Genomic DNA, 14,293 nt, shown 5'->3' with positions numbered 1-14,293 from the left:
CCGGAGCGCTGTACGGGACGCTAGGGACGGCACCTGTGGGCGCACATTGGCTCAGCCATGTGCCGGCTATGAAATGTGCCGGCTCTGACATGTGTTCGGCTCTGGTGCGCGCGGGCGTCGAGGTGGGGACGCGCGAGTAGTCTTGACCGACGGACGGCGCCACACTCCGCGCTGCGCGCCGAATCCCGTGGAGAACGAGTGCCTGCGATCCGGATCACCTCACGCAACGCCCGCTTCCAGTTGCTCCAGACGTTGCTGACGAACCGCACGAAGCGCCACCGCGCCGGTGAGTTCATCGTGCAGGGTGTGCGCCCGATCAACCTGGCAGTCGAGCACGGCTGGGAGATCCGTAGCCTCATCCACGACATCGACCGGAAGCTCTCCACCTGGGCGCGCGACATCCTGAACCGCAATCGGGACGCCGAGGAGATCGCGATGGCTCCGGATCTCTTCATGGAGCTGAGCGAGAAGTCCGACGGTGCCGCCGAGCTGCTCGCCGTCGTTGCGATGCGCCCCGACGAGCTGGACAGGATTCCGGTCGCCCCCGATTTCCTCGGCGTGGTCTTCGACCGGCCCACCCAGCCGGGGAACATCGGCTCGATCATCCGCTCCGCCGACGCGTTCGGCGCGCACGGGGTCGTCACCACCGGTCATGCCGCGGACGCGTACGACCCGAAGTCCGTGCGCGCGTCGACGGGATCCTTCTTCGCGGTGCCCACCGTGCGTGCGGCCTCGCCGCGCGAAGTCGTGGAGTGGGTGGAGGCGCAGCGGGCGGCGGGCACGCCGATCGTCGTCGTCGCCACCGATGAGGTCGGCGACGCCGACGTGTCCGCGTTCGACCTGACGCAGCCGACGCTGCTGCTCATCGGCAACGAGACGTCGGGGTTGTCCCAGGGTTGGCGTGAGGCTGCCGATGTGACGCTCTCGATTCCCATGGCGGGAGCCGCGAGCTCGCTCAATGCGGCGAACGCGGCGTCGATCGTGCTCTACGAAGCGAGGCGCCAGCGGCTCGCGTGACGCTGTGCGCCATGCCGCGCATGCTCTGCGGGCACCGCTGGACCGTAGCCAGCGGCATCCGGCGTCACAGAATTGACCCTGCTTCACCCCCCGAATAGGGTAGGAATCAGCGGTCCATCTGAATCGATTCACTACTCCGCACGGCGCTGTGCATCGATGCCCGCCGTGCTCGAAAGGGCAGGCATGGCGACCTTCAACGATCTCGCGCTCTCGAGGCGGCAGCTCCTCGGCTACTCGGCGGCGGCGGCCGCGGCAGGGGTGCTCGTCGCGAACGCCGCGCCGCAGTCGGCCGGTGCGGCGGCCGGCTCGGTGCTTCCCGCTGGCAAGGGCAACGCCTTCGGCATCGCCGAGTTCGCCGACCCCGGCTCCGGGCTCGCGCCGAAGTTCCGCTGGTGGTGGCCGAACGGCCAGGTCGAGGTCGACGAGATCGTGCGCGAGGTGAACCAGGTCGCCGACGCCGGATTCGGCGGACTCGAGATCGCCGATGTGCACCACAGCGTGGCATCCGGTGACCTCGACATCGACGGGTTCCCGTGGGGCGGCGACCGTTGGTGCGAGGCGGTCGAGGCCGCCCTCGCGCAGGCGAAGCGCCGCGACATCCGTCTCGACATCACGCTCGGTCCGTCGTGGCCGGCCGCCGTGCCGACCATCACCCCGCAGCACGAGGCGGCCCTCACCGAACTCGTGCACGGCGTCGTCGAACTCGCACCCGGCCAGGCCCACAGCGGCGCCGTGCCCGTGCCGGCGATCGGCCCGGAGCACGGGGTCGACGAAGAGGTGCTGCTCTCGGTGCAGGCCTTCGAGATCGTCACGAAGCCCGTCAAGGGAAACATCGTGCTGAAGCGCTCGACCGGAGTCGACCTCACCGACACCGTCGTCGACGGAGCGGTCGAGTGGACCGCCCCGGCCGGCACCGCGAGCTGGGTGCTCTTCGCCTTCTGGCGCCGCGGCTCGGGCCAACTCGCCGAGGGCGGTGCGCACACGAACCCGACGTCGTACGTCGTCGACCACTTCAGCGCGGCGGGCGCACAGGCCGTGATCGACTTCTGGGAGTCGGAGATCATCTCCAAGCGCATGTCGAAGCTGCTCGCCCAGGCCGGGGGCGCCTTCTTCGAGGACTCGCTCGAGATCGAGACGGGGGCCACGATCTGGACCCGGAACCTGCCCGAGGAGTTCAGGGCGCGCCACGGCTACGAGCTCATGCCGTTCCTGCCCGTCGTCATCGAGCTGAAGGAGAAGTATCTCTACGACTTCGACGACATCGTGACGACGCGTGTGCGCGACGATTTCAACCAGGTGCTGAGCGACCTCTACTCGGAGTACCACCTCTTGCCGTTCCGCGACTGGGCGCACTCCCACGGGCTCGAGTACCGGGTGCAGGCCTACGGCCTCGAGCAGGATTCGATCGACCAGGCCGGCATCGTCGACATCCCCGAGACGGAGTCGCTCGGCGCGAAGAACGTCGACGACTACCGGGTGCTCGCGAGCGGCCGCGACATCGCGGGCAACACGATCCTCTCGTGCGAGTCGGCTGCCTACTTCGGCAAGGCGTACTCCGCGACGATCGCCGAGGTGCTGTCGACGCACGGTGAGATGTACGCCGGCGGCGTCAACCAGTCGGTGCTGCACGGGTTCCCGTACGCGAGTGCGCCGGGGGCCGGCTGGCCGGGCTTCGCGGCCTTCAGTCCGTATTACGACGACGCGGTCGGCTACTCAGAGGCATGGGGCCCGCGGATGCCGGTCTGGGCGCACATGCCCGACGTCGCCGCGTACCTCGCCCGCACGCAGTGGGTGCTCCGCGCCGGACGCCCGCGCTACGACATCGTGTTCCTGCGGCAGAAGGGCTGGGCGCAGACGGGCATCGGCGCTCCGTGGGCGACCGCATCGGGCATCCCCGTCGGCTGGACGCACGGGTTCCTCACCGGGTCGAGCCTCGACCGCGCGGGCGCGGTGCTCGCAGGCGGGCGGCTTGCTCCCGAGGGCGGCGCGTACAAGGCCGTGATCGTCGACATCGACCGGTTCCGCGGCAACGAGGCGACGCTCACCGTCGCGACCGCCGAGCGCCTGCTCGGCTTCGCCGACGCCGGGCTGCCCATCGTGCTCTTCGGCGACTGGTCGAAGCCCGGTGCCGTGGGCTTCCGCTCCGATGAGGAGAACGCCCGCGTCGCCGAGCTGGTCACGGCACTGCGCGACTCGCCCTCGGTCGCACTCGCCGCGGCGAACGCCGACATCCCGATCGCGCTCGCGAGCCTCGGGGTGGCGCCCGACGTCGACCACGAGACGTCGAACCTCAAGCACATCCGGCGCGTCGACGGCGGTGTCGACTACTACTACCTCGTGAACGCGAAGCACAATCCCGGCAAGGACAAGCTCGTGCCCATCGACCACGACATCGTGCTCACTGCGGAGCACGCAGACAGCGTGCCCTACGAACTCGACGCATGGTCGGGTGAGGTGCGGCCGCTCGTCGCGTATCGTCGCGACGGCGCGCGCGTCACGGTTCGGGTGCGCCTGCAGCCCGCGCAGTCGACGGTCATCGTGCTGGCACCGCGCGACTGGGCCGGTAAGAAGGCGCCGAAGGAGCAGGTCATCGAGACCGACGCCGTCTCGGTGCGCGCGGCCAAGAAGGGCGTCGAGCTCGTGACGGATGCCGCGGGGCGCTTCTCGGTGCGCTTCGCCGACGGTCGCACGGCGAGTGCGACGGTGAAGGAGCTGCCCGCGCCGATCGAACTCACGTCGTGGACGCTCCGTGTCGAGGACTGGCAGCCCGGGGCTTCGGCGACCGAGACGGCGAAACCGGTCGTGGAGGTTCCGCTCTCGGGCCTGGTGCCGTGGAACGCGATCCCGGGGCTCGCCGACAGCTCGGGCATCGGGCGCTACACGACGCGTATCAAGCTCGGCAGCGAGTGGAAGAAGTCCGGCGCCGGTATCCGCCTCGAGCTCGGCCGCGTCGTCGACACCTTCCGGGTTCGCGTCAACGGCAAGCTCGTCGAAGACCGCGACCTCACGAGCCCGACCGTCGACATCAGCGAGTTCGCGCACCCGGGCAACAACACGGTCGAGGTCGAGGTCGCCTCGACGCTCATCAACCGCCTGCGGGTCGTGAACCCCACGGTGTACGGCGGCGTGAAGCGCGCCGACTACGGCATGCTCGGCCCGGTCGTGATCCGCGCCTACGGCGTGGCCGAGGTGCGCTGACCCGGTACCGGCAGCGCCACGTCGGGCGAGCGGATGCCACGAGCGGAGGGTCGCGGCATCCGCTCGCTTCGCTGCGTCTCATGGCCACGCGGCATCCGCTCATGGAAGTCATAGGGAACGCATAGCCGCGCGCGGATACTGGAAGCATGAGCACTGCACCGACTTCGGCCCCGCATCGCGCCCCCGCCATCGCGAAGGGCGACGGGTCGATGGTGCGCGTGCTCGTGGTCGATGACGAGCACTCGCTCACCGAACTGCTCAAGATGGCGCTGCGCTACGAGGGGTGGGACGTGCGTACCGCGAGCGACGGTTACTCCGCAGTCAAGATCGCGCGCGAGTTCCGCCCCGACGCGATCGTGCTCGACATCATGCTGCCCGACATCGACGGACTCGAGGTGCTGCAGCGGGTGCGGGCAGACGGTTCGGAGACGCCCGTGCTCTTCCTCACCGCGAAGGACTCGCTCGACGATCGCATCGCCGGTCTCACCGCGGGCGGAGACGACTATGTCACCAAGCCGTTCAGCCTCGAAGAGGTCGTGGCGCGCCTGCGCGGACTCATCCGCCGGTCGACGCTCACGCTCGCCCAGGCCAAAGATCCGGTACTCGTCGTCGGCGACCTGACGCTCGACGAGGACTCCTACGAGGTCGCCCGCGCCGGCGTGCCGATCGAGCTCACCGCGACCGAGTTCGAGCTGCTTCGCTTCCTCATGCGCAACCCCCGTCGGGTGCTCTCGAAGGCGCAGATCCTCGACCGGGTCTGGTCGTACGACTTCGGCGGCAAGGAATCCGTCGTCGAGCTCTACATCTCGTACCTGCGCAAGAAGATCGACGCCGGCCGCGAGCCGATGATCCACACCGTGCGCGGCGCGGGCTACATGCTGAAGGCCGTCGGATGACCCGGCCGGGCGATCCCGGCCATGCGACGTCTGCGCGGGCGAACGTGACCGCGCAGGCCGCCCCGACACGCGATTCAGGCGGCGGCGACGCCGGCAGCGGCCGGGACAGGGGCGGCGGGGACAGGGGCGGCAGCGGTGCGACGGCGGATGTTCGGTCGGGCCGTCGTTCGTGGACCTTGCGCTCCAGACTCCTCGTCGTCGTGGCTGCACTTCTCGTGGCCGTGAGCGCCGTCGTCGGCCTCGTCAGCGTCGCGGTCTTCCACAGCTCCTCCGTCGCCCGGCTCGACGCGAACCTCGATTCCACGATCTCCCGTGCGAATCTCGCGATCTCCGGGCAGCCGCCGGGATTCCCCGGGGACCCGTCGGCCGCGCCGTCGCTCATCCTCAACATTCCGGGTCAGCAGGCGGGCACCCTCGCAGCACTGACGCAGGCCGACGGCTCCAACCGAGCCGGTTACATCACCGAGCACGGTCGGGTGCTCGACCTCCCCACCGAGCTCGCCGACGTGCTCGCCTCAGTTCCGACCGACGGCGATCCGCACTCGGTCGACGTCGGACAGCTCGGCGAGTACCGCGCCCTGGCGATCGCGCAGGAGGAGTGGGAGGGGGTCACGATCGTGCTCGCGCTGCCGCTCGCGCAGGTGAACGCCGACACGACGCAGCTCGCCGTGACGATCGCGGTCGTCGCGCTCGCCGGCCTCGTGCTCGCCCTCGGCTTCGGCTCGCTCATCGTGCGGCGCGCGCTCAGCCCGCTCGCGCGCGTCACCGCGACGGCGCAACGCGTCTCGGAGCTTCCGCTCGATCACGGCGACGTCGCACTCGCCGAACGGGTCGACGTCGACGACGAACGCACCGAGGTGGGGCAGCTCGGTGGTGCGTTCAACCGCATGCTCGGCCACGTGGCATCCGCTCTCTCGGCGCGTGAGCAGAGCGAGCAGAAGGTGCGCCGTTTCGTCGCCGACGCGAGCCATGAGTTGCGCACGCCGCTCGCCTCGATCCGCGGCTACGCCGAGCTCACTCGCCTGCACGGCGGTGAACTGCCGCCCGACGTCATGCACGCGATCGGCCGCATCGAGTCGGAGTCGGTGCGCATGACCGAGCTCGTGGAAGACCTGCTGCTGCTCGCTCGCCTCGACGAGGGGCGCGAGCTCTCGGCGCTGCCGGTCGACCTCGGCCGGGTCGTCGTCGAGGCGGTCGGCGATGCGCAGGCAGCCGGCCCCGGCCACGAGTGGGAGGTGCGGCTTCCGGATGCTCCGTTGACCGTGATCGGCGATGAGCCGCGTCTGCGCCAGGTCGTGACGAACCTGCTCGCGAATGCCCGCGTGCACACGCCAGAGGGCACCTCGGTCGTCGCGTCGCTCGTGCGAGACGGCGACGATGTCGTGCTCTCCGTCGAGGACGACGGGCCCGGCATCCCACCCGAACTGGTGGACTCGCTCTTCGAACGCTTCGCTCGCGGCGACTCGTCACGATCGCGTCTTGCCGGCAGCACCGGTCTCGGGCTTGCGATCGTGCGTGCGGTGGTCGAGGCGCACGGCGGCGACGTGTCGGTGTCCACCGAGCCCGGGCGCACCGAGTTCGTCGTCGAGCTGCCGCTCGCCCCGGAGGTCGCGCCTGCAGCACGAGCGGGGTAGCGCTGCACCGGGGGTAGGCGGGCCGGGCGGACCGGGCGGGCCGGGCTGGCCGGGCGGCCGGGCGCGCTGACCGCGGCGCTGGCAGGCACCGAACCACGCTGCTGCGGTGCTCGCGCTTAGGCTGGTGTCGTCCGCCATCGCAGCGACCCGAGACTTCACATGAGCCTGCAGCAGTTGATCACCCGTATCGCCGTCGAACTCGGGTGCCCGGCCCTCGTCGAGGACCATCGTCGGCGCGTCGTCGCGTACAGTCCGCATCCCGACGAGATCGACGATGTGCGCCGGCGCTCCATCCTCGAGCATCGGGCAGATCCAGCGGTTCACGCCTGGCTGAGCCGGCTCGGCGTCTACTCGGCGGTCTCCGCCGTCCGTGTTCCGGCCAGTTCCGAGCTCGGCATGCTCCCGCGCGTGTGCGTGCCGATCAGTCGATCCGGTGTCGTGTTCGGTCACCTCTGGTTCATCGAGCCGGCGGGGTTCGCGAAACGGCTGGACCTCGCGCGAGTCGGTGACTGCGCCGAGCAGGTCGCCGACGAGTGGGCGCGCGTGCGGATGTCAGAGAACCTCGAGTCCGCACACGAGCATGGGCTGGCCCGCGAGCTGGTCCTCGGCCGCGCCGAGGTGCGGCGCAGAGCCGCCGACGAACTCGTCGAGTCGGGCCGGTTCGAGAGCGGATCGCTCCGCGTCTACGTGCTGGATGCCGGGTCGTCGTCGATCGCGCACGACGAATCGGTCCGTGAGGCGCTCGAGCGTGCCGCGCGCCGCGCGCGTCAGACGCTCGGCGGTCGCGGCGTCGTAGCGCTGGTCAGGCGGGACCACGCGGCGGTCGTCGTTCCATCCTCGCCGGGGCGCTTCGCCGACTGCGACCGCATAGCGGAGGTCATCGCGGAGTCGGCGGTCGACGCCGCCGCCGCCGGCCTCGGCGCGCTGCGGGTCGCGGTCGGCGGTGAGGCCTCGGTCGTCGCCGCTCGCGCGAGTTACCGGCAGGCTCGCCGGACGCTCGGCATCGCTTCGTCATTCGGCCTCGACGGGACCGTCTGGCATTGGGATCGCCTGGGTGTCTATCGCGGATTGGATGCAGCATCCGCCTTGGGGCTCCGGTCGAGCGACTTCCAGCCCGGGCTCGAGCGCGTGTCGGCCGAGCGGGACGGCCACGCTCTGATCGAGACGCTCGAGTGCTACCTCGCGGCGGCCGGGCACGTGCAGGAGGCTGCAGCGCACTTGGGCGTGCATAGAACCTCCCTCTACAACCGACTGGCCCGTGTCGAGCGGATCCTCGACATCGACCTCGGCAACGGTCTCGACCGCTTGGGCCTGCACGTCGCGCTCCTGCTGCGGGCCGGCGCAGCGGTGGATCGCGGGAGCCGCGGCCACGGAACCTCCGCGGTCGCGTGAGCGTTCCGGTTCCGGTTCCGGTTCCGTCGCCGCGTCGACATCTGTCGATCGAGGCCCGAGCCTGCCGCAACATCTGACGCGTGCCCCGGGATGCCCCTGTGCTTAGCCTGTGGGTGCCACCGGGTGGTCGCCCTCGCCTGCATCTGCAGACGGCGGATGCCCCCGACCACGTTCGAAGGAGCATCCCATGACACCAGCGGTCCCATACGCCGGCGGCCGACGGCACGGTCGCACCGTCGCCATCGCCCTGACGTCGGCACTCGCGCTCGGCCTCGTCGCGGCGACTCCCGCGCATGCGGCGCCGGAGCCGGCACCGGCCGAGCCGACCTTCCAAGACGGCCTCTCGCAGGCGGTCTTCACGAAGGTGTCGACCGAGTGGATCAACGAGGAGGCGTGGGTCGAGAGCGAAGTCGACTCGGATCGCGACGGCAGGCCGGACCTCGTGCACATCGATGTGAGCCGCGTGCCGGAGACCGCTGACGGCCTCAAGGTGCCGGTGCTCATGGAGATGAGTCCCTACTACGCCGGCGGCACGGATGTCTCGAACTGGCCGGTCGACCACGAGATCGGCTCCCCGCCGACGGAGAAGCCCGCATGGCCGACCTTCACGCCCACGAATCGCACGAGCCCGCGCATCTCGGGCTCGCTCGAAAGCACGTGGGTACCTCGCGGCTTCGCGGTCGTGCACGCCGAGGGGCTCGGCAGCGGCTGGTCCGAGGGATGCCCGACCTCGGGCGGCGAGAACGAGTCGCTTGCCGGCAAGGCGGTCGTCGACTGGCTGAACGGCCGAGCGACGGCGTACACCGCCCCCGATCGAGCGTCGACGGTCTCTGCAGACTGGACGACCGGAAACGTCGGCATGATCGGCACCTCGTACAACGGAACGTTGCCGATCGGCGTTGCGAGCACGGGCGTCGAGGGCCTCGAGGCGATCGTCCCGGTGTCAGCGATCTCGAACTGGTACAACTACTACCGCTCGAATGGCGCGGTGCGTGCACCGGGCGGCTACCAGGGCGAGGATCTCGACGTGCTCGCCGACTACGTGTACACCCGGTTCGACCAGGAGATCTGCAAGCCGGTCATCGACGAGCTCCGTGCGAACCAGGATCGCGCCACCGGTGACTCGAGCGCGTTCTGGGAAGAGCGCGACTATCTCGCTGACGCCGACCAGATCACGGCCGCCACACTCGTCGCACACGGTCTGAACGACTGGAACGTCATGACGAAGAACGCCTCCGACCTCTACGAGGCCCTGAAGGCGCGCGGAGTGCCGCACCAGATCTACCTGCACCAGGGCGGCCATGGAGGCAACCCGAACGACACGTTGCTCAACCGCTGGTTCACGCGGTATCTCTACGACGTCGAGAACGGGGTCGAGCAGTTGCCGAAGGCGTACGTCGTCCGCGAGGACAGGACGCTCACCGAGTACCCGGAGTGGCCGGACCCGGCTGCGGATTCGGTCAAGCTGAAGTTCGCACCGGCAACTGTGGCCGACGGGGTCGGCGGGCTCGCCGTCTCCCGAAACGGTTCGCGTGCGACCGAGAACCTCATCGACGACGCGGGCATCCGGGCATCGGCGCTCGCTGCGGCGGAGTCCTCGCCGAACCGACTCGCCTACCGAACCGCCGTTCTCGGTGAGCCCATGCGCCTCTCCGGCACGCCGTCGGTCTCGCTCGAAGTCGCGGTGGGCCGTTCGAAGGCGAATCTCTCGGCACTGCTCGTGGAGTACCCGGCATCGGGATCGCCGAAGATCATCACGCGCGGCTGGATGGATGTCGAGAACCGCGGTTCTTCGGCCGTGACCGAGCCGATCGCGCCGGGGGAGTCGTACACCTTCGACTTCGACTTCGAGCCGAAGGACTACGTGTTCTCCGCCGGCTCGCGGATCGGCGTGGTGATCATGTCGTCCGACAACGAGTACACGGTGCGCCCGGCGCCCGGCACCGAGTTGACGCTCAAGCCGTCGGCATCGACGGTGCACCTGCCGCTCGTCGGCGGCATGGGCGCACTGCAGAAGTCGCTGCACTCGGCGAAGTGATGCGGGCGGGCGCCGGCTGCCTCCAGTGAGGCGGCCGGCGCTCGCGGTCAGTCGCCGAGGCGACCGAGCAGCTCGGCGAACATCTCGATCTCGTGCGGCTGCCAGGTGCTGAGCCGTTCGCGCAGTTCGGCCTGGTTGTCGCGTCGGATGGTGCTGATGCGCTCGGCCGCAGCGGGCGTCGCGGCGAGCAGTCGTGCACGGGCGTCGTGCTCGTCGACGCGTGACTCGATGAGCCCGAGTTCTTCGAGCATGCGCACCTGCCGACTGAGCACGCTCTTGTCGGTGTGCAGTTCCTCGGCGAGGGAGCCCGCGTGTGAGGGCCCCCTCGCGACGAGGGACGACACGACCTTGTAGCCCAGGGGCTGCAGGTCGGGGTGCAGCTGCGTGGCGTAACGCTTCCAGTTGGCACGCACACGGTGGAACAGCCGGCCGAACTGCAGCTCGACGGCCGCGATGGCCTGCTCGGTGTCGAGGGTGGGTTCGGCGGTCATGCTGCCCATTTTAGGCTCGGCCGCCCCTCGCGCCTGCATCGGCGTCGACGGCCGGGATGGCGCCGGTCACGGGAACCGCGACCGAGCCTTCCGACACCTCGAACAGCTCTTCACCGGCCTGCTCGAGCTCACGCTCGAGCGGGGACCCCGAACGCTGCTCGGCCTTCGCGCGCTGGATGGCGCTCTGGGTGCCGAGATCGGCGTTGGGCAGGAAGATCACGGCGATGAGGGTGACGATCGCGAGCGGCACCGCGGCGAGGAAGACGTTGCCGACTCCCGTGCCGTAGGCCGACTCGACCACGACGCGGAGGAAGTCGGGCAGCGCGCTGATCTGGGGGATCGTGCCGCCGGTGCCGAGCGCCTCTGCCGCCTGCGCCTGCTGCTCGGGCGGAAGCCCGCCGATGCCGGTCTTGATGTTCTCGGCGACGACCGTGCCGAGGATCGAGCCCATGACCGAGACGCCGATCGTGCCGCCAAGGCTGCGGAAGAACGTGACGGCGCTCGTGGCGACGCCCATGTTCTTCACGGCCGTGGTGTTCTGCACGACGAGCACGAGGTTCTGCATGACCATGCCGACGCCGGCGCCCAGCACGAACATCGAGACGCCCACGTACCAGAAGTTCGTGTCGTAGTGCAGCTGGGCGAGCAGCAGGGTGCCGACGGTCAAGAGCGCGCTGCCCAGGATCATGTAGGACTTCCACTTGCCGCGCCGGCTCACGAGTGCGCCGATGACGGTCGAGGAGATGAGCACGCCCGCCATCATCGGGATCGTGAGGAGACCCGACTCGGTGGGGGTCGCGCCGCGCGCGAGCTGCATGTACTGGCTGAGGAACACCGAGGTGCCGAACATCGCGACACCGACCGAGATCGACGCGACGACGGAGAGCGTGAAGGTGCGGCTCTTGAAGAGGCCGAGCGGGATCACCGGCTCCTTGACTTTCAGCTCGACGACGACCGCGATGATCAGGAGGAGCACAGCGCTGCCGGCCATGAGGAGGCTCGGCGCGGAGATCCAGTCGAAGTCGTTGCCGGCGAAGGTGACCCAGAGCAGCAGCAGCGAGACGCCCGCCGAGATGAGCACGATGCCGAAGTAGTCGATCGTGACTTTGGTCTTCGGTCGCTTCGGAAGGTGGAGGGTGCGCTGCAGCAGGATGAGCGCGGCGACCGCGATGGGCAGGCCGACGAAGAAGTTCCACCGCCAGCCGGCAGCGTCGGTGATGACGCCGCCGAGCAGCGGACCGCCGACGGTCGCGACGGCCATGACCGCACCGAACAGACCGGCGTACTTGCCGCGCTCACGCGGGCTGATGATGTCGGCCATGACGATCTGGCTGAGGGCGGCAAGGCCACCGGCGCCGAGACCCTGGAAGACGCGCATCGTGATGAGGGTGGCCGCGTCTTGCGAGAAACCGGCGAGTGCCGAGGCGACCACGAAGATCACGAGGGCGAGCTGCAGGAGCAGCTTGCGGTTGAAGAGGTCGGCGAGCTTGCCCCAGATGGGCGTCGAGACGGTGGTGGCGAGCAGTGTCGCCGTGACGACCCAGGTGAACGCCGACTGGTCGCCCCCGAGGTCGGAGATGATAACCGGCAGCGAGCTGCCGACCACCGTCGAGGCGATCATCGACACGAACATGCCGAGCAACAGGCCCGAGAGCGCGGTGAGCACCTGACGATGCGTCATACCGCTTTCAGTGAGTTCGGCGCGTGCTGCAGGGTTCTGTTCCTGCTGTGATGCGCGGGTGTTCTTGGGTGCGCGATTGCGCGAGGCGAGTGCCATTTGACTCCTGCAGATTGATTGACGAGGATCAACTATAAATGAATAGTAGACCTATGTCAACTAACGGAGGAGCCATCGGAACTCACTCGATGACCGCGGTCGCCTCCAGCTCGACGAGCGCATCGGTGCGACCCAATTCGGCCACGATCAGCACGGTCAGCGCCGTCGGTTGCGTGCCCCACACTCGCGCCGACGCCGCGTAGCCCTCATCGACGGATTGCCCTGCGGCGAGGTAGACCGCGAGCCGCACGACGTTCGACTGGTCGGCGCCCACCTCGGCGAGCACGGCGAGCACGTTCCTGATGGCCTGCTCGGTCTGAGGGCCGAGGCCGCCGGGAACGATCGCGCCGGAAGGATCCGTGCCGTTCTGGCCGCCGACATGCAGGGTGCGGTGTGCTCCACTCACGAGCACACCCTGGCTGAAGGCCGGATTCGTGTGCAGCGTCGGGGGGTTCAGATGTGTGATCTCCATGTCGCGAGTCTGCTCTCGTCCACCGACATCGGCCAGCCCTTGCAGACCTCGTGATTGCCGACATCGTCTCCGGGGATCGCAGCGCGGCGGTCGCCGATTTGGCGGATGCCGGGGCATCCGTTAGCCTGTTCGGAGCCGAAGACCGCTGGTTGTCGTGCGCCTTTCTGTGTTCATCGCAGAGGGGTTGCGACCGAAGTCTTGCGAAAGCAAGGGCCCGCGCAGGTGTGACGAAGACTTCCGGGCGACCGGCCAAGCTCCGCGCAACTGCGCCGGAGCTTTTTTCTTTCCCACGACCAGTTCATCGAGAACAGCCCAGCGCTCCAGGCCGTGCACCGCTTCCGCGATGCACGTTGAAGACACAAGGAGTGGCCATGGCGAACAAGGAAGCCTCGGTTGCCGAACTCACGAACCTGTTCGAGAGCTCGACCGCCGTTCTGCTGACCGAATACCGCGGCCTCACTGTTGCTCAGCTCAAGACGCTGCGCAAGTCCATCAGTGAGGACGCGAGCTACGCCGTGGTGAAGAACACGCTGACCAAGATCGCAGCGAACAAGGCCGGAATCTCGTCGTTCGACGACGAGCTCGCCGGTCCGTCCGCGATCGCATTCGTGCACGGTGACCCGGTCGCCGTCGCGAAGGCCCTGCGTGCCTTTGCCAAGGCGAACCCTCTCCTCGTGGTCAAGGGCGGCTATTTCGATGGCAAGCCCCTGACCGCCGAAGAGGTAGGCAAGCTCGCCGACCTCGAGTCCCGCGAAGTGCTGCTGGCGAAGCTCGCCGGCGCATTCAAGGCCTCGCTGTTCGGAGCCGCATATCTGTTCAACGCACCGCTGTCGAAGGCCGTTCGCACGGTCGACGCGCTGCGTGAGAAGCAGGAGTCCGCTGCGTAGGCGAGAGCCTCTCAAGCGGTGAGTAACCACAGAATCTAAGGAGAATAATCATGGCGAAGCTGTCCACTGAAGAACTGCTCGAGCAGTTCAAGGGCCTGACCCTCATCGAGCTCTCTGAGTTCGTCAAGGCATTCGAGGAGACCTTCGAGGTCACCGCGGCCGCCCCCGTCGCCGTTGCCGGCGTTGCGGGCCCCGCTGCCGCTGTTGAAGAGGTCGAAGAGAAGACGGCGTTCGACGTCGTCCTCGAGACGGTCGGCGACAAGAAGATCCAGGTCATCAAGGTCGTCCGCGAGCTCACCTCGCTCGGCCTCGGCGAGGCCAAGGCCGTCGTCGATGGTGCACCCAAGGCCGTGCTCGAGGGCGCGACCAAGGACGCCGCTGACAAGGCGAAGGCTGCTCTCGAAGAAGCCGGCGCAACCGTCACCGTCAAGTAGTCGCCGCCTTCGAAGAAGGCAGCACTCAGACGGCAACCGTCACCGTCAAGTAGTCGC

The 14,293-nt window shown here is 68.7% G+C and carries 11 protein-coding genes; 8 read left to right on the top strand and 3 right to left on the bottom strand.

Annotated elements, in window-relative coordinates:
• The first annotated feature begins 198 nt into the window (after positions 1-198).
• From AC1C2S_RS05055 to AC1C2S_RS05030, 6 genes are all read left to right on the top strand, one after another.
• The gene (locus AC1C2S_RS05055; RefSeq protein WP_495351441.1) at positions 199-1,017 is read left to right on the top strand and encodes a TrmH family RNA methyltransferase; all 819 of its coding nucleotides are present in this window, start codon (positions 199-201) and stop codon (positions 1,015-1,017) included.
• A gap of 183 nt (positions 1,018-1,200) precedes the next feature.
• A complete protein-coding gene (locus AC1C2S_RS05050) occupies positions 1,201-4,215 on the top strand; it encodes a glycosyl hydrolase (RefSeq protein ID WP_495351440.1) in 3,015 nt (1,004 codons plus the stop codon).
• A gap of 146 nt (positions 4,216-4,361) precedes the next feature.
• Positions 4,362-5,111, top strand: a complete 750-nt coding sequence (locus AC1C2S_RS05045) for a response regulator transcription factor (protein ID WP_495351439.1) — start codon at positions 4,362-4,364, stop codon at positions 5,109-5,111.
• Between the two features lie 200 nt (positions 5,112-5,311).
• On the top strand, positions 5,312-6,745 hold the full coding sequence (locus AC1C2S_RS05040) for a sensor histidine kinase (protein WP_495351438.1): 1,434 nt from the start codon (positions 5,312-5,314) through the stop codon (positions 6,743-6,745).
• A 159-nt stretch (positions 6,746-6,904) separates the two neighbouring features.
• Complete coding sequence (locus tag AC1C2S_RS05035) at positions 6,905-8,137, top strand: PucR family transcriptional regulator (protein ID WP_495351437.1); 1,233 nt, start codon at positions 6,905-6,907, stop codon at positions 8,135-8,137.
• A gap of 187 nt (positions 8,138-8,324) precedes the next feature.
• Positions 8,325-10,175, top strand: coding sequence for a Xaa-Pro dipeptidyl-peptidase (locus AC1C2S_RS05030; RefSeq protein WP_495351436.1), 1,851 nt, complete (start codon positions 8,325-8,327; stop codon positions 10,173-10,175).
• 47 nt (positions 10,176-10,222) lie between these two features.
• On the opposite strand, the gene AC1C2S_RS05025 is transcribed toward AC1C2S_RS05030, so the two are convergent.
• The 3 genes from AC1C2S_RS05025 to AC1C2S_RS05015 all read right to left on the bottom strand — a co-directional run bounded on the left by AC1C2S_RS05025 (position 10,223) and on the right by AC1C2S_RS05015 (position 12,915).
• Positions 10,223-10,666, bottom strand: a complete 444-nt coding sequence (locus AC1C2S_RS05025) for a MarR family winged helix-turn-helix transcriptional regulator (RefSeq protein ID WP_495351435.1) — start codon at positions 10,664-10,666, stop codon at positions 10,223-10,225.
• 10 nt (positions 10,667-10,676) lie between these two features.
• Positions 10,677-12,347 (bottom strand): MDR family MFS transporter, encoded by a 1,671-nt coding sequence (locus AC1C2S_RS05020; protein ID WP_495351434.1) that lies wholly within the window; start codon positions 12,345-12,347, stop codon positions 10,677-10,679.
• Between the two features lie 178 nt (positions 12,348-12,525).
• A complete protein-coding gene (locus AC1C2S_RS05015; RefSeq protein WP_495351433.1) occupies positions 12,526-12,915 on the bottom strand; it encodes a RidA family protein in 390 nt (129 codons plus the stop codon).
• A 371-nt stretch (positions 12,916-13,286) separates the two neighbouring features.
• Here AC1C2S_RS05015 and rplJ point away from each other — a divergent pair, with 371 nt between their 5' ends.
• A complete protein-coding gene (gene rplJ / locus AC1C2S_RS05010) occupies positions 13,287-13,802 on the top strand; it encodes a 50S ribosomal protein L10 (RefSeq protein WP_139418069.1) in 516 nt (171 codons plus the stop codon).
• A 50-nt stretch (positions 13,803-13,852) separates the two neighbouring features.
• Complete coding sequence (gene rplL / locus AC1C2S_RS05005; RefSeq protein WP_495351432.1) at positions 13,853-14,236, top strand: 50S ribosomal protein L7/L12; 384 nt, start codon at positions 13,853-13,855, stop codon at positions 14,234-14,236.
• Positions 14,237-14,293: the final 57 nt, after the last annotated feature.

It is taken from the genome of Agromyces sp. Y782, from assembly GCF_059445405.1.
Note: the sequence above shows the minus strand (reverse complement) of the source record. Positions and strands in the feature narration are given on the sequence as shown.

Bases quoted from the DNA above. Each gene is read 5' to 3' on its own strand.
- AC1C2S_RS05050 (WP_495351440.1), top strand. From the start codon at position 1,201: ATGGCGACCTTCAACGATCTCGCGCTCTCGAGGCGGCAGCTCCTCGGC.
- AC1C2S_RS05045 (WP_495351439.1), top strand. From the start codon at position 4,362: ATGAGCACTGCACCGACTTCGGCCCCGCATCGCGCCCCCGCCATCGCG.
- AC1C2S_RS05035 (WP_495351437.1), top strand. From the start codon at position 6,905: ATGAGCCTGCAGCAGTTGATCACCCGTATCGCCGTCGAACTCGGGTGC.
- AC1C2S_RS05030 (WP_495351436.1), top strand. From the start codon at position 8,325: ATGACACCAGCGGTCCCATACGCCGGCGGCCGACGGCACGGTCGCACC.
- AC1C2S_RS05025 (WP_495351435.1), bottom strand. From the start codon at position 10,666: ATGACCGCCGAACCCACCCTCGACACCGAGCAGGCCATCGCGGCCGTC.
- AC1C2S_RS05020 (WP_495351434.1), bottom strand. From the start codon at position 12,347: ATGACGCATCGTCAGGTGCTCACCGCGCTCTCGGGCCTGTTGCTCGGC.
- AC1C2S_RS05015 (WP_495351433.1), bottom strand. From the start codon at position 12,915: ATGGAGATCACACATCTGAACCCCCCGACGCTGCACACGAATCCGGCC.
- rplJ (WP_139418069.1), top strand. From the start codon at position 13,287: ATGGCGAACAAGGAAGCCTCGGTTGCCGAACTCACGAACCTGTTCGAG.
- rplL (WP_495351432.1), top strand. From the start codon at position 13,853: ATGGCGAAGCTGTCCACTGAAGAACTGCTCGAGCAGTTCAAGGGCCTG.